The following is a 12,414-nucleotide window of genomic DNA, read 5'->3' on the forward strand; positions in this document are numbered from 1 at the left end:
TGCGCAGAGCGGCCGCGGATAGCGTCCAGGTCTCTCGGGTGCATGCCACCGGTGACGCCGTCGCCGCAATGTAGGCGTCGCGCTCCGGCCTCGGGACAGGACCTGCAGTTCAGCCGCTCGGCAGGCTCACCGCGATCGGTGATCACGACGGGTCCATTGTCTGCTGACCGGCGATCATCGCCTCCCGTCGGCTGCCTTAAGCATCCTGGTCGCCGCAGCGCGGACCTGCTCTTTGAGCTCCTGGGGGCGATCGATCACCACCTCGCAGCCGAGAGCCGCGATCACTGACGGCAGCCAGTCCAGGTTCTGGGCGTGGATCTCGGCCCGATGCCACGGCCGGGCTCGGTCGTCCTGGGTGGCATCGGCCGCAGGATCGAGCCGCTCCAGTCTGGCCACTCCGGCCGGCAGGTATGCCCGGATGTGCTTCTGGGTTGCTCGGATCCGCAGCACCACCTGCCATCGATAGTCCGCATCGGCGAACCGGTCGAGCAGACGATCTTCGTCAACCGGATGTCGCGGCCGCGAAAAGGTCCCGGAGGTCTGCCGGGCCGTCCTGATGCGGTCGACCCGGAACGTCCGCTCCTGCTGCTTCTCCCGGTCGAACGCGACGAGATACCACCGGCTCAGGTGTGCGACCAGGCCATATGGGTGGATGGTGCGCCTCGACGCAACGCCATCGCGGTCGAGGTAGCGCAGGTCAAGCACGTGCCGCAGGTTCACCGCCTCGGCCAGTGTCAACATCACGGACGGGTCCGGCGTGACTTCGCCGGCACTCGATGTATGGGTCATCGCTGTGAGCAGTTCGTCGATCCGCTGCGCATCGACAGTCGGGAGCGCTCGTTTGACCTTGGCCAGCGCTGTCTGTGCGGCAACCTCGCGTTCGGGCGTGGCCGCCGGCGCCTCGGCGAGCCCCAGGTACACCGCGACCACTTCCTGCTTGCTGAACATGAGCGGGAGGATGCGGTGTCCGGGTGCCAGCCGATAGCCGCCGTACCGGCCGCGCACCGTCTCGACGGGCACTCCGAGGTCGAACAGCCGAGCCACGTCTCGGCGAACGGTCCGCTCGTCGACGCCGAGGCGTTCGGCCAGTTCGGTGACGGTGCGCTGCTGCGCGGACTGCAGCAGTTCGAGCAGGCGCAGTGCCCGTGCGGTGGTGTCGGCCATTGCCCCATCATGCGCGAATACCGGGCAATTTCTGCCCGGTATATCTCGTACGGTCATGACGTGGTCGCAGATACGGCCACCTGGACGCCCACAGGAGGAACCACCATGCAGCTTGCCGCCACTCGCATCATCACCGACGACGTCGACGCGCTCGTCACGTTCTATGAGAAGGTCACCGGGATCACTGCGGATCGGTTGCACCCGATGTTCGCCGAGTTGCGCACCGCGTCCGGAACGTTGGCCATCGCCAGCTCCGCCACTACACCGTTGCTCGGCGACAACGTCGCGCACGCTCGAGCCAACCGCAGCGTCCTTCTGGACTTCCTCGTCGACGACGTCGATGCGCTCTACGCGACACTTCGAGTCGACGCGGCCTATGCGGCACTGCGGAGTGACCACGACGTCTTCGTCAACGAACCGACCGACATGCCGTGGGGGAACCGCTCGCTGCTGGTCAGGGATCCGGACGGCAACCTGATCAACTTCTTCACCCCGATCCAACAGGCGGCCCGGACTCGGCCCTGAGGTGTCTGCGTAAACGAGCTTCAGGCGCAGAATCGAACAACCTTATGGCCGAGGAGATCTGCTCGCGGTACAGGGCATGCTCCACACAACGGCCAGTGCATGAACAGTAGCGGTCGCCGCGATGAGAGCATCGCATTCGGCCCAGGCTCCGGAACGTGGAGGCTAGCTGACAGATAGAGGTCCGACGGCGCGCGGTCAGCAACCCAGGCTCAGACGTTGAAACGGAACTCCACCACGTCGCCGTCCTGCATGACGTAGTCCTTGCCTTCCATCCGGACCTTGCCGCGGTTGCGTGCCTCCAGCAGGGTGCCGGCTTCGACCAGATCCTCGTACGAGACGATCTCGGCCTTGATGAAGCCCTTCTGGAAGTCGGTGTGGATCACGCCGGCGGCCTCGGGCGCGGTGGCGCCCTTGCGGATGGTCCAGGCTCGGGATTCCTTCGGGCCGGCGGTCAGGTAGGTCTGCAGCCCGAGCGTCTCGAAACCGACCCGGGCCAGATGATCAAGGCCCGGCTCCTCGATTCCCATGTCCGCAAGGAATTCCGCGGCTTCGTCGGGTTCCATCTCGGCCAGTTCGGATTCGATCTTGGCGTCCAGGAAGATCGCCTCAGCGGGTGCGACCAGCTTGCGCAGCTCGTCCCGGGTCGCCTCGTCCGTCTCGTCGGCACTGGTGTTGAACACGTACAAGAACGGCTTGGCGGTGAGCAGGAACAACTCCTTCAGCAGCTCTCGATCGAGCCCGGCGCCGAAGACGGTCTGCCCGGTCTCGAGTACGGCCTGAGCCTCCTTCACCGCCGCCACGACGGCCTGCTTCTCCTTGGCGAAGCGGGCCTCCTTCTCCAACCGGGGCAGGGTTTTCTCGATCGTCTGCAGGTCGGCCAAGATCAACTCGGTGGCGATCGTGTCGATGTCGCCGGCCGGATTGATCTTGCCGTCGACGTGGGTGACGTCGGCGTCCTCGAACACGCGGGTGACCTGACAGATCGCATCCGCCTCACGGATGTGCGACAGGAACGCGTTACCCATCCCCTCGCCCTTGCTGGCGCCGCGGACGATGCCGGCGATGTCGACGAAACTCACCGTGGCCGGCACGAGGCGTTCTGAGTTGAACAGCTTGGCCAGCACGCCCAGCCGTGGATCGGGTACGCCGACCACACCCACATTGGGCTCGATGGTCGCGAACGGATAGTTCGCGGCCAGCACGTCGTTGCGGGTCAGCGCGTTGAACAAGGTCGACTTGCCCGCATTGGGCAGCCCGACGATTCCGATGGTGAGGGCCATTCAGCAGACTCCGAGATCAGGGGTGGATCGGCAACGGCCAACCCTACTCGCGCCGCCCGGGATCGTAGATTGACCTCGTGGACATCATCGGCGAGTCGTTCACCCCGTACGGCTTCGGTCACTGGTTGATGCTGGCGATCACCGTCGTCGGCGCAGTCGCACTGGTGCTGGCCGGCCGTCGGCTGCGGGATCGACCGGCGTCGACGATCATCGCCCGCACCCTGGCCCTGGTGCTGGCCGTCGCCGCCACCATCCACCTGATCGTCGGGCTGGTACCGGCCAATTTCCGGGTCGGCGCATCGCTGCCGCTGCAGTTCTCCGACGCGCTGCGCTTCATCGCGGCGGGCGCGCTGTGGTTCCGTTGGCGCTGGGCGTTGGTGATCACCTACTACTGGGGCCTGACTTTCAATCCGTGGTCTCTGGTGACGCCGAATCTGGATTACGTGATCGCCCCCTGGTACGACTTCACCGCCTACTGGGCCTTGCACATCCTGGTGATGTGGGCGCCGATCTATCTGGTCTGGGGACAGGGCTGGCGTCCCGACTGGCGCAGCTACCGACTGGGCATCGTGTTCACCCTGATCTGGTCGGCGATGACGCTGGGCCTGAACTTCCTGCTCGGCACGAACTACGGCTTCCTGAACCGCAAGCCCGCTGCTGCGACGCCGCTGGATCTGATGGGGCCGTGGCCGATCTATCTGTTCGTCTGCTTCGTGTTGATGTTCATCATCTGGGCCTTGATCACCTGGCCCTGGACGATCCGTCGCCGGACCGAACCTCCCGGGAAGGCTAGGCCGCCAGAAACGCTTGCATCGCACGGCTGAGTGCATACGTGTCCTGCACGCCGGCCAGTTCGCGGGCCGAGTGCATGCCCAGCAACGGCGCACCGACGTCCACCGTGGTGATGCCGAGCCGGGTTGCGGTGATCGGTCCGATCGTCGACCCGCACGGTACGGCGTTGTTGGACACGAATTCCTGGGTCGGTACGCCCGCTGTCGCGCACGCCTGTCGCCACACCGCCGCCCCGACGGCATCGGTCGCATAGCGCTGCACGGCGTTGATCTTGAGCAGCGGACCACCGTTGAGCACCGGGCGATGCTGCGGATCGTGATGACCGGGATAGTTCGGATTGACCGCGTGACCGGTGTCGGAGGACAGGCAGATCGAATCGGCCAACGCACGCAGATGATCTTGACCGGATGCTCCGAGAGCGACGCTGATCCGCTGCAGGGTGCTGTCCAGGATCGGACCGGCCGCTCCCGAAGGTGTCGCGCTGCCGACCTCTTCATGATCAAAAGCGGCCAGCACCGGGATCCGGTCGCCGTCGTCGGCATGCTCCACGGCAACCAGACTGGCGTGCACGCTGCTCAGGTTGTCCAACCGGCCGGAGGACAAGAATTCCCCATCCACACCGATGATCGCCGGCGGTGTCGTGTCGTAGGCGGTGACGTCGAAACCGAGAAGTTGATCATGATCGACACCGGCCATCCGGGCGAGATGATCAAGGATTCTGCGGTCCGGCCGGCCGACGCCCCAGACGGGCGCGGTGTGCTGCTGCCGATCGAGCTTGAGCGCCTCGTTCACCGTACGGTCCAGGTGCGGTGCCAACTCGGGAATTCTCATCATCGCGTCGGTCTTGATCAGCACGGTCCTGCTCGACTTCGTACCCGCCGGGTCGCCGTCGGCGATCACCAGTCGCCCGGCCAGACCAAGATCACGATCCATCCAGGTGTTGATCAACGGACCGCCGTAGATCTCCACTCCCAATTGCTGCCAGCCGTCGCCCGTCCGGATGTCCGGCCGCGGCTTCAGCTTGAACGTCGGCGAATCGGTGTGCGACCCGACGATCCGATAGCCGCCACCGGCGGTCGCACCCGCCGGGATGCGCCAAGTAACCAGGCTGCCGCCACGGACGATGAAGTAGCCGCCCGGCGTCAGCTCCCAGGCCTCGGTCTCGTCCAACTCCGTGAAGCCCGCTGCGGTCAACCGCCGGGCGCCCTCGGCAGCCGCGTGGTACGGCGTCGGCGAGGCGACCACGAAGGCGGCCAGATCTTCGGTGTGCGCGCGTGCGGCAGTCGGGTCGACAGTCATGGGCTCATCCAACAACACGCGCCGACAGCGGGCGCAATACGGGCGCGCCGGACAGGGTTCCCCGGTTTTGTCGGAGGCAGGCGACAAGATCGGGCACGTGGCTACTTCGATCCTTCTCCTGCTCTGCGGACTCGTCCTCGGTGCGCTGCTGACCGGCCTGGCCGGTTGGCTGGTGATCCGGGCCAGATCCGAGACCCGCGGTGCCCAGGACGATGCCCAGGATGCACGCTCCCGCTCCGAGCTGGCGATCGCCCAGAGTCAGGCGGCCGAGGCCAGATCGGAGGCGTCGCAGGCCCGGTCTGAGCTGGCCGGGCTGCAGCGGGTGGTCGCCGAGGCGAAGGCGGAGGCGTCGGCGGCTCAGGCCGAGGCGGCCGAGGTGCAGGCCGGTCTGGCCAAGGTGTCCGCCCAGCGGGATGCCGCGGTGCAGCGAGCGACGGAGATCGCGGCCGATCGGGAGGCGATGCTGAATCAGTTCAAGGTGCTGTCGGCGGAGACGATCGAGCGGCAGAGCAGGCAGGCCGACGCCGCCGCCGAGCAGCGGCTGAAGGCGACCGAGCAACTGATGGCTCCGGTGCGCGAGTCGCTGGACCGCTTCAACAGCCGGCTGACCGACGTGGAGAAGGAGCGAGCGGCGATGTCGGCCGATCTGCGGGCGCAGGTGCAGACCGTACGGCAGACCGGTGAGACGCTGCGTCGGGAAACCGGGGCGCTGGTCACCGCCTTGCGCAAGCCGCAGGTGCGCGGGGCCTGGGGCGAGGTCCAGCTGAAGCGGGTGGCCGAGTTGTCCGGGATGCTGGAGCACTGCGATTTCGATCTACAGACCACCACGCGGACCGACGACGGCACCGTCCGACCGGACATGCGGGTCAATCTCAGCGAGGGCAAGCACATCTTCGTCGACTCGAAGGTGCCGTTGAGCGCCTTCCTGGACGCGGCCGAGACCGAGGACGAGGACCGCCGCGCCGAGCAGCTGCAGCGCTACGCCAAGCACGTACGCAAGCACGTCGACCAACTGTCCGGCAAGCAGTACTGGAAAGCCGCCGAGACGCCGGAATTCGTGGTGCTGTTCCTGCCCAGCGAGGCCTTCTACTCCACCGCGCTGGAGCAGCAGCCGGACCTGTTCGACTACGCCGCCCGCAAGGACGTGGTGTTCGCCACGCCGACCACGCTGATCGGGATGCTCCGTTCGGTGGCCTACGGCTGGCGGCAGGCAGCACTGGCGGAGAGCGCGGCCGAGGTGTTCAAGCTGGGCCGGGAGCTGCACGAGAAACTCGGTCTGATGGGCAACCGGTTCGACAAGCTCGGCCGGGCACTGCGGACGTCGGTCAACGCGTACAACGAGACCATCGCCACCGTCGAGGGCACGGTGCTCGTCCGGGCCCGGAAGTTCACCGACCTCAAGGTCAGCGAGTCCGAGCTGAAGCCGCCGACCGCGGTGGACGAGCCGGTCCGTCAGATCCAGGCGCAGGAGTTGGTCGACGACGCGGTCCGGGTCGAACCCCTGATCGGCCGCGACGCGGAACCGAAACGCCGCGGCCGGCGCAGGAACGCCGCGCCGGAGGCCGACGAACTCGTACGCGGTGAGCCGGACCTGTTCGAACTCACCGCCGGCGAGCTCGACCCGGGCAGGCGAGACGCCGACACCGGCTCCTGACGTCACCGACCGATCGTGCTCAGTCGTTCAGGGCACCCTTGCGCAGGTCGCGGCGCAGTTCCGGGGGCAGCGCGAAGACCAGGGACTCCTCGGTCAGCCGTTCCTCCGTCGCGGCCGGGAATCCCTTCTGCTGCAGGTGTTCCAGCACTCCGGTGACCAGGTCGTCGGGCACCGACGCGCCGCTGGTGACCCCGACCGACTCGACCCCGTCCAGCCACTCGTCGGCGATCTCGCCGGCGTTGTCCACCCGATAGGCGGCCTTCGCACCGGCCTCCAGTGCGACCTCGACCAGCCGCACCGAATTCGACGAGTTGGCCGAGCCGACCACGATCACCAGCTCGGAGTGCGCGGCGATCTGCTTGATCGCCAGCTGCCGGTTCTGGGTGGCGTAACAGATGTCGTCGCTGGGCGGGTCCATCAGCGCGGGGAACTTCTCCCGCAGCTTGGTCACCGTCTGCATCGTCTCGTCCACGCTCAGGGTGGTCTGACTCAGCCACGCCACCTTCGACGGATCGCGTACCTCGACGCCGGCGACGTCGTCGGGCGACTGGACCAAGATCACGTTGTCCGGCGCCTCGCCGGTGGTGCCCTCGACCTCCTCGTGGCCACCGTGGCCGATCAGCAGGATGTCCAGGTCCTCGCGGGCGAACCGCTTCGCCTCGTGATGGACCTTGGTGACCAGCGGACAGGTCGCGTCCACGGTCTTCAGCTGCCGTACCTTGGCCTCGTCGCGGACGGCCGGTGAGACCCCGTGCGCGGAGAACACCACCGTCGCACCCTCGGGCACCGCGGACAGCTCGTCGACGAAGATCGCGCCCCGCTCCTCCAGCGATTCGACCACATGCCGGTTGTGCACGATCTGCTTGCGTACGTAGATCGGCGCCCCGTAGGTCTCCAAGGCTCGCTCCACCGTGATGACCGCACGGTCGACACCGGCGCAGTAACCCCGCGGCGCCGCCACCACGACCCGCTTGCCGGTCACCGAGGTTTCCGGCCGGTCGGCAGGGTGGTGGGCAGCGGTCATCGGCTCGAGCTGGGACGTCATGGCGGTCAGTGTATGAGCGGTACGGTCGGCGGGTGGACGGTGAGGATCGTGCAGAGCTGCTGGGTGGCCTGGGGGCCGAAGCCGGCCTGTGTGCCACGTGCCGATTTGCCCTGCTCAACCGGACTCGTCGTGGCACCACGTACCTGCGATGCGGGCTGGCGTCCGGGGACGATCGCTTCCCGCGGTATCCGCGACTGCCGGTTCTTCACTGTGCGGGATTCCAAGCCGCTGCCTGACCAGGCGACGCCACGGCCGACGGTGCCGTACGGCTATGTCGATGGGCTCGGAGTCCGCCGGGTCCAGGTCGACCACGACGAGTGATTCAGTGCCGTCGGTCGGACCTTGCGCGATCCACCGGCCGTCCGGGCCGACCACGCCGGAGGGTACGGCAGCGCTGCATTGCGCCGGCACGCTGAACGTCATCCAGTTGCTGTTCGCGGCGGCGTGCCCCCGAGCCAGCACGCCGAACATCGGATCCTCGGAGAAGGACGAGAACAGCACGCAGTCGACGTCGAGCCGCTCGTACTCGGCGAAGACCTCCGCGAAGTTGATCTCGATGCAGAGCGCCGTCCCGAACCGCCAGCCGTCGACCTCGAACACCAGCGGGTCGATGCCCGGCGCGTAGAGATAGCTCAGCTCCGAGTGGGAGATCAGACGTTTGTCGTACCGGTGAACCAGCCGGCCGGTGTCGGAGATGACGTACAGGCTGTTGTACGGCCGTCGCTCGCCGTCCGGTCGAACCAGCCGGGTCGACCGGTGGACCGAGCCGAGCACGGTCCACAGCCGGAGGTGGCCGGCGAGCGCGGCTGTCCGGCTCAGTTCCTCTTCCAGGACGGGCCAATCGGCCTTGGACCAATCGGCCGGCCCGAGATCTGCGGTGGACGACATCAGCCGCTTGTCCGGATAGCTCGACAGCGCGCCCTCGGCGAACTGGATCATCCGCGCACCGTGCCGCTCGGCCTCGCGCATCAGTTCCCGGATCCGCTCCCCGGCGCGCCTGATCTGCGGACCGCTCGGATCCTGACCCACCGTCTGTTGGGCGACGGCGATCCGGAAGGACTCGGTCGTGGGCAACGCATCCCCCTGTGAACGTCAGCTGCAGGCGCCGATCGTGCCCACTCCGCGCATGATCTGCAGTACGGCCAGCAGCACCAGCACCGCGCCGGCGACCACCATCATCCAGGTGCCGGTGCGCCGGGTGTGACAGGCCCCGCCACGGCTCGACCAGGCGATCGGGACGCAGGCCAGACAGACCGCGATCCGTCGAGGACCCAGGAAGCAAACGCCTCGGCCCCGTCAACCACCGCCTCGAAACGCGCCGAGTGGAAGACGTCGAACGAGTGTTGGCCGCCGGGGAGTTCGGCGTAGACGACGGTGTTGTCCCCAGCGCGACGCAGCCGTGCGACGAAATCTCTGGCGCCCTCGACGGTGCCCCAGCCGTCGTTGGTGCCGTGGGCGACGAAGATCGGCGGAGTCTCACCTCGTACGAAGCCCTGCGGCTGGAGCTCCGGCGGTGGCCCGGCAGGCTCCTCGCCGAAGTAGCGGCCGTAGAAGCCGTACAGCAGGATCGCGCCGCTGACGCTGGTGTCGGCCGATTCGAACCCGGGCTGGAACCTCGGATCGTTCGGCGTGAGCGCGCACAGACCCGCCAGGTTGGCGCCGGCCGAACTGCCCGACACGAACAGTCGCGACGGGTCGGCGCCGTAGGCAGCACCGTGTTCGCGGACCCAGGCGACGACCTTCTTGGCATCGATCTGGTGATCGGGGAAGGTGACCTCGGGGCGCAGCCGGTAGTTGGCGCTGACGCACACCCATCCTTGGCTCGCGAGCCGGGTCAGCAGCGGTCGGGCCTCGCGGCTTTTCTTCCCGCCGCTGAAGCCGCCGCCGTGGAAGTAGATCAGCACCGGCGAGTCCTGCGGCGCATCCCGCCGACGGTAGAGGTCGAGCAAGTTCCGGCGACCCGCGTCGCCGTAGCTGACGTTGCGGATCCGTACCACGTCGGGTCGCGTTCTCAGCCACGGAATGAAGAGGATGCGGCCCCACGGACGATGACGCCGCAGCGACGCCGACGCACGGTTCCGCCAGTCGTCACCCAGCCCCACGTGGAGGGCTTCGCCGACCGCCCGGTCGCTGCGGACGCCGCGCCAGGCCACAACGGCAAGCCCGGCGATGGTGAGCACCGCCACGCCGGCCGCGATCTTGGCGAGGGTCGAGTCCAGATCGCCCTGGGCGACGGCCATCACGGTCGCCGCCGTCAGCAGATAGATGGCCAGGAACGGCACTTCGTTGATCACCATGCCGAAGAACCAGCTCGCCCTCGCCACCAGTTGCGGTCGTCGCGGCGCGACGAGGGCGAAGAACGTACACCAGGCGGCAATCACCACCGGCAGCAGATATCCGATCGGCACAGTCATGCAATCTCCCCTTCGTTGCGGTTTGGACGTACCGACCCAGCCGTGACGATACGTAGCGTTGCGCCAACACTGCCGGTGAATCGGCCCCGTGTCAATACGCCACGTTTCGTTTCGCCTACGATGAGGGCGTGTCACCCGGCCCGAATGCAGCCCGCCGCAGCGAGTCCAGCCGGAAGGCGATCCTCGCCGCAACGGAGGAGCTCTGTCGCGAGAACGGCTACCGGAAGCTGACCATCGAGGCGATCGCTGCCCGGGCCGGCGTGGGCAAGACGACCATCTACCGCTGGTGGCCGTCCCGGGGCGCCATCGTCCTGGAGCTCCTGGACGAGACCGCGACCGTCGGCACCGCTCCCCCGAACACCGGCGATCTGGCCGCCGATCTCCGTGCCCTGCTGCAGGAGGTGATCGACATCATCGTGCCCGCGGACACCTCGCCCGGCGTCGGACTGATGGCTGAGTCGCTACAGGATCCCGAGCTCGGCCGGGCCCTCCGGGAGCGGCTGATCGAGCCGCGGATCGAGACGTTCAAGCAGCGCCTTCGACAGGCGCAGGACGCCGGTCAGCTACCTGCCGACGCCGACCTCGAGGTGGCGCTCGATCTGCTGTACGGGCCCATCTACCACCGACTGGCGCTGCATCTGGGCATGCCGGACTCCGATCACCTCGACGCCCTGATCGCGCACGTGCTGCGTGCCCTCACTGCCCCGAAGGCCGGCTGAACTGTCGGCGGTGACCGTTAGGGTCTGCGCATGGCCCTGGAGTCTTCGCCCGATCAGCCGCAACCGCTGCGGGTGGTCGCGCAGGCGGTGAAGGGTTGGATCGAGCGCCTCGGCTGGGTCTGGGTGGAGGGGCAGCTGATCGAGATCAACCGCCGTTCCGGCTCTCGCACGGTGTTTCTCACCCTGCGCGACAAGCTGGCCGAGGTCAGCGCCAGCGTGTCGATCTCACCGGCCAACCTGGATCTGGCCGGGCCGCTGCGGGAAGGATCGACGGTCGCGGTCCGGATCCGGCCCAGTTACTACACGCCCAGTGGCCGCTTTTCCTTCTACTGCGACGAAATCCGGCCGGTCGGCGAGGGACGGCTGCTGGCCCAGCTGGAGCAGACCAAGCGCCTGTTGCAGGCCGAAGGCCTGTTCGATCGGGTCCGCAAGCAGCCGCTGCCGTTCCTGCCTCGATCGGTCGGCCTGATCACCGGCGCCAACAGCGCCGCCGAACGTGACGTGGTGGAGAATGCTCGCCGCCGCTGGCCGGCGGTCAGGATCGAGACCCGCAACACTCTCGTACAAGGACCGCAGGCGGCCGAGGAGATCATCCGGGCGCTGCGCCAGCTGGACAACATCGCGGCGGTGGAGGTGATCGTGATCGCCCGCGGCGGCGGTTCGCTGGAGGACCTGCTGCCGTTCTCCGACGAGGGCCTGATCCGGGCGGTCGCCGGCTGCCGGACTCCGGTGGTGTCGGCGATCGGCCACGAGACCGATCAGCCGATCCTGGATCTGGTCGCCGACGTGCGGGCCTCCACACCGACCGATGCCGCACGTCGGGTGGTGCCCGACGTGACCGAGGAGTTGTCGCGCGTCGACCAGGCCCGGCAGCGGGCGTACGGGGCAATGATCAAGATCATCGACCGGCAGCAGGAGTTTCTCAGCACCTTGCGCAGCCGGCCGGTCCTGGCCGAGCCGACGGCCAGCTTCGATCTGCGCTACGAGCAACTCGATACGCTCCGGCAGCGGGGGCAGCGCGCGATCCGGCACCTGCTGGCCAGCGAATCGAACACCATCACCCACACCCTGGCGAGAGTCCGGGCGATGTCGCCGAAGGCGACCCTGGACCGGGGCTATTCGATCTTGGTCGACGATCAGGACCGGACCGTCACCTCGATCACCGCGGTCGCCGACGGCGCATCGATGACGGCGCACCTGGCCGACGGCCGACTGCTGGCCACCGTGACCGGCCGCCGGCCAGATCAACACCATCAGCTCGACGAGTGAGGACGACCATCGACCATGACCGATGAAGCAGCCGGCACCGAGGACCTCTCCCAGCTCAGCTACGAGCAGGCTCGGGAGGAATTGGTCGCCGTTGTCCAGCGACTCGAGTCCGGTGGCGCACCGCTGGCCGAATCACTCGCCTTGTGGGAGCGCGGCGAACGGCTGGCCGAGATCTGCCAGCAATGGCTGGACGGTGCCAAGGCCAAGGTTGAGGCAGCCCGGGCCTCGGCCACCGACGAAACCCCGTCCTGAC

At 67.6% G+C, this 12,414-nt stretch carries 12 protein-coding genes; 6 read left to right on the plus strand and 6 right to left on the minus strand.

The genetic code is table 11. The features are described from left to right. Window positions 1–174: 174 nt before the first annotated feature. Window positions 175–1,164 (minus strand): helix-turn-helix transcriptional regulator, encoded by a 990-nt coding sequence (locus tag FOE78_RS19925; protein ID WP_143987826.1) that lies wholly within the window; start codon window positions 1,162–1,164, stop codon window positions 175–177. A gap of 60 nt (window positions 1,165–1,224) precedes the next feature. Between FOE78_RS19925 and FOE78_RS19930 the strand changes: the two genes are divergently transcribed. After that, window positions 1,225–1,689: a VOC family protein gene (locus tag FOE78_RS19930; protein ID WP_228265907.1), complete on the plus strand. Its 465-nt coding sequence runs from the start codon at window positions 1,225–1,227 to the stop codon at window positions 1,687–1,689. A gap of 209 nt (window positions 1,690–1,898) precedes the next feature. Here the strand turns inward: FOE78_RS19930 and ychF are convergent, their stop codons facing one another. After that, window positions 1,899–2,969 carry a redox-regulated ATPase YchF gene (gene ychF, locus FOE78_RS19935; protein ID WP_143987827.1) on the minus strand — a complete coding sequence of 357 codons (1,071 nt, stop codon included), beginning with the start codon at window positions 2,967–2,969 and terminating at the stop codon, window positions 1,899–1,901. Between the two features lie 77 nt (window positions 2,970–3,046). Between ychF and FOE78_RS19940 the strand changes: the two genes are divergently transcribed. Beyond that, entirely contained in the window at window positions 3,047–3,793 is a 747-nt protein-coding gene (locus tag FOE78_RS19940; RefSeq protein ID WP_210414688.1) for a YwaF family protein, read from the plus strand. On the opposite strand, the gene FOE78_RS19945 is transcribed toward FOE78_RS19940, so the two are convergent. Next, on the minus strand, window positions 3,759–5,060 hold the full coding sequence (locus FOE78_RS19945) for a M18 family aminopeptidase (RefSeq protein WP_143987828.1): 1,302 nt from the start codon (window positions 5,058–5,060) through the stop codon (window positions 3,759–3,761). The two genes, FOE78_RS19940 and FOE78_RS19945, sit on opposite strands and share 35 nt — an antisense overlap. A 97-nt stretch (window positions 5,061–5,157) precedes the next feature. On the opposite strand from FOE78_RS19945, the gene rmuC reads away from it, so the two are divergent. Continuing rightward, on the plus strand, window positions 5,158–6,714 hold the full coding sequence (gene rmuC, locus FOE78_RS19950; RefSeq protein WP_228265908.1) for a DNA recombination protein RmuC: 1,557 nt from the start codon (window positions 5,158–5,160) through the stop codon (window positions 6,712–6,714). A 19-nt stretch (window positions 6,715–6,733) separates the two neighbouring features. Here the strand turns inward: rmuC and FOE78_RS19955 are convergent, their stop codons facing one another. The 3 genes from FOE78_RS19955 to FOE78_RS19965 all read right to left on the minus strand — a co-directional run bounded on the left by FOE78_RS19955 (window position 6,734) and on the right by FOE78_RS19965 (window position 10,173). After that, complete coding sequence (locus FOE78_RS19955; RefSeq protein WP_143988964.1) at window positions 6,734–7,738, minus strand: 4-hydroxy-3-methylbut-2-enyl diphosphate reductase; 1,005 nt, start codon at window positions 7,736–7,738, stop codon at window positions 6,734–6,736. Window positions 7,739–7,873: 135 nt separating this feature from the next. Next, window positions 7,874–8,833 carry a carbon-nitrogen hydrolase family protein gene (locus tag FOE78_RS19960; RefSeq protein WP_228265909.1) on the minus strand — a complete coding sequence of 320 codons (960 nt, stop codon included), beginning with the start codon at window positions 8,831–8,833 and terminating at the stop codon, window positions 7,874–7,876. A gap of 101 nt (window positions 8,834–8,934) precedes the next feature. Continuing rightward, entirely contained in the window at window positions 8,935–10,173 is a 1,239-nt protein-coding gene (locus FOE78_RS19965) for an alpha/beta hydrolase (protein ID WP_210414689.1), read from the minus strand. A 128-nt stretch (window positions 10,174–10,301) separates the two neighbouring features. Between FOE78_RS19965 and FOE78_RS19970 the strand changes: the two genes are divergently transcribed. Genes FOE78_RS19970 through FOE78_RS19980 form a run of 3 tightly spaced genes read left to right on the plus strand, consistent with a single transcriptional unit; the run spans window position 10,302 to window position 12,413 of the window. Beyond that, complete coding sequence (locus tag FOE78_RS19970) at window positions 10,302–10,892, plus strand: TetR/AcrR family transcriptional regulator (protein ID WP_143987830.1); 591 nt, start codon at window positions 10,302–10,304, stop codon at window positions 10,890–10,892. A 30-nt stretch (window positions 10,893–10,922) separates the two neighbouring features. Continuing rightward, window positions 10,923–12,161, plus strand: a complete 1,239-nt coding sequence (gene xseA / locus FOE78_RS19975; RefSeq protein WP_143987831.1) for an exodeoxyribonuclease VII large subunit — start codon at window positions 10,923–10,925, stop codon at window positions 12,159–12,161. 15 nt (window positions 12,162–12,176) lie between these two features. Further along, window positions 12,177–12,413 carry an exodeoxyribonuclease VII small subunit gene (locus FOE78_RS19980; protein WP_143987832.1) on the plus strand — a complete coding sequence of 79 codons (237 nt, stop codon included), beginning with the start codon at window positions 12,177–12,179 and terminating at the stop codon, window positions 12,411–12,413. Window position 12,414: the final 1 nt, after the last annotated feature.

This window comes from Microlunatus elymi (assembly GCF_007362775.1).
Taxonomy (GTDB): Bacteria; Actinomycetota; Actinomycetes; order Propionibacteriales; family Propionibacteriaceae; genus Microlunatus; species Microlunatus elymi.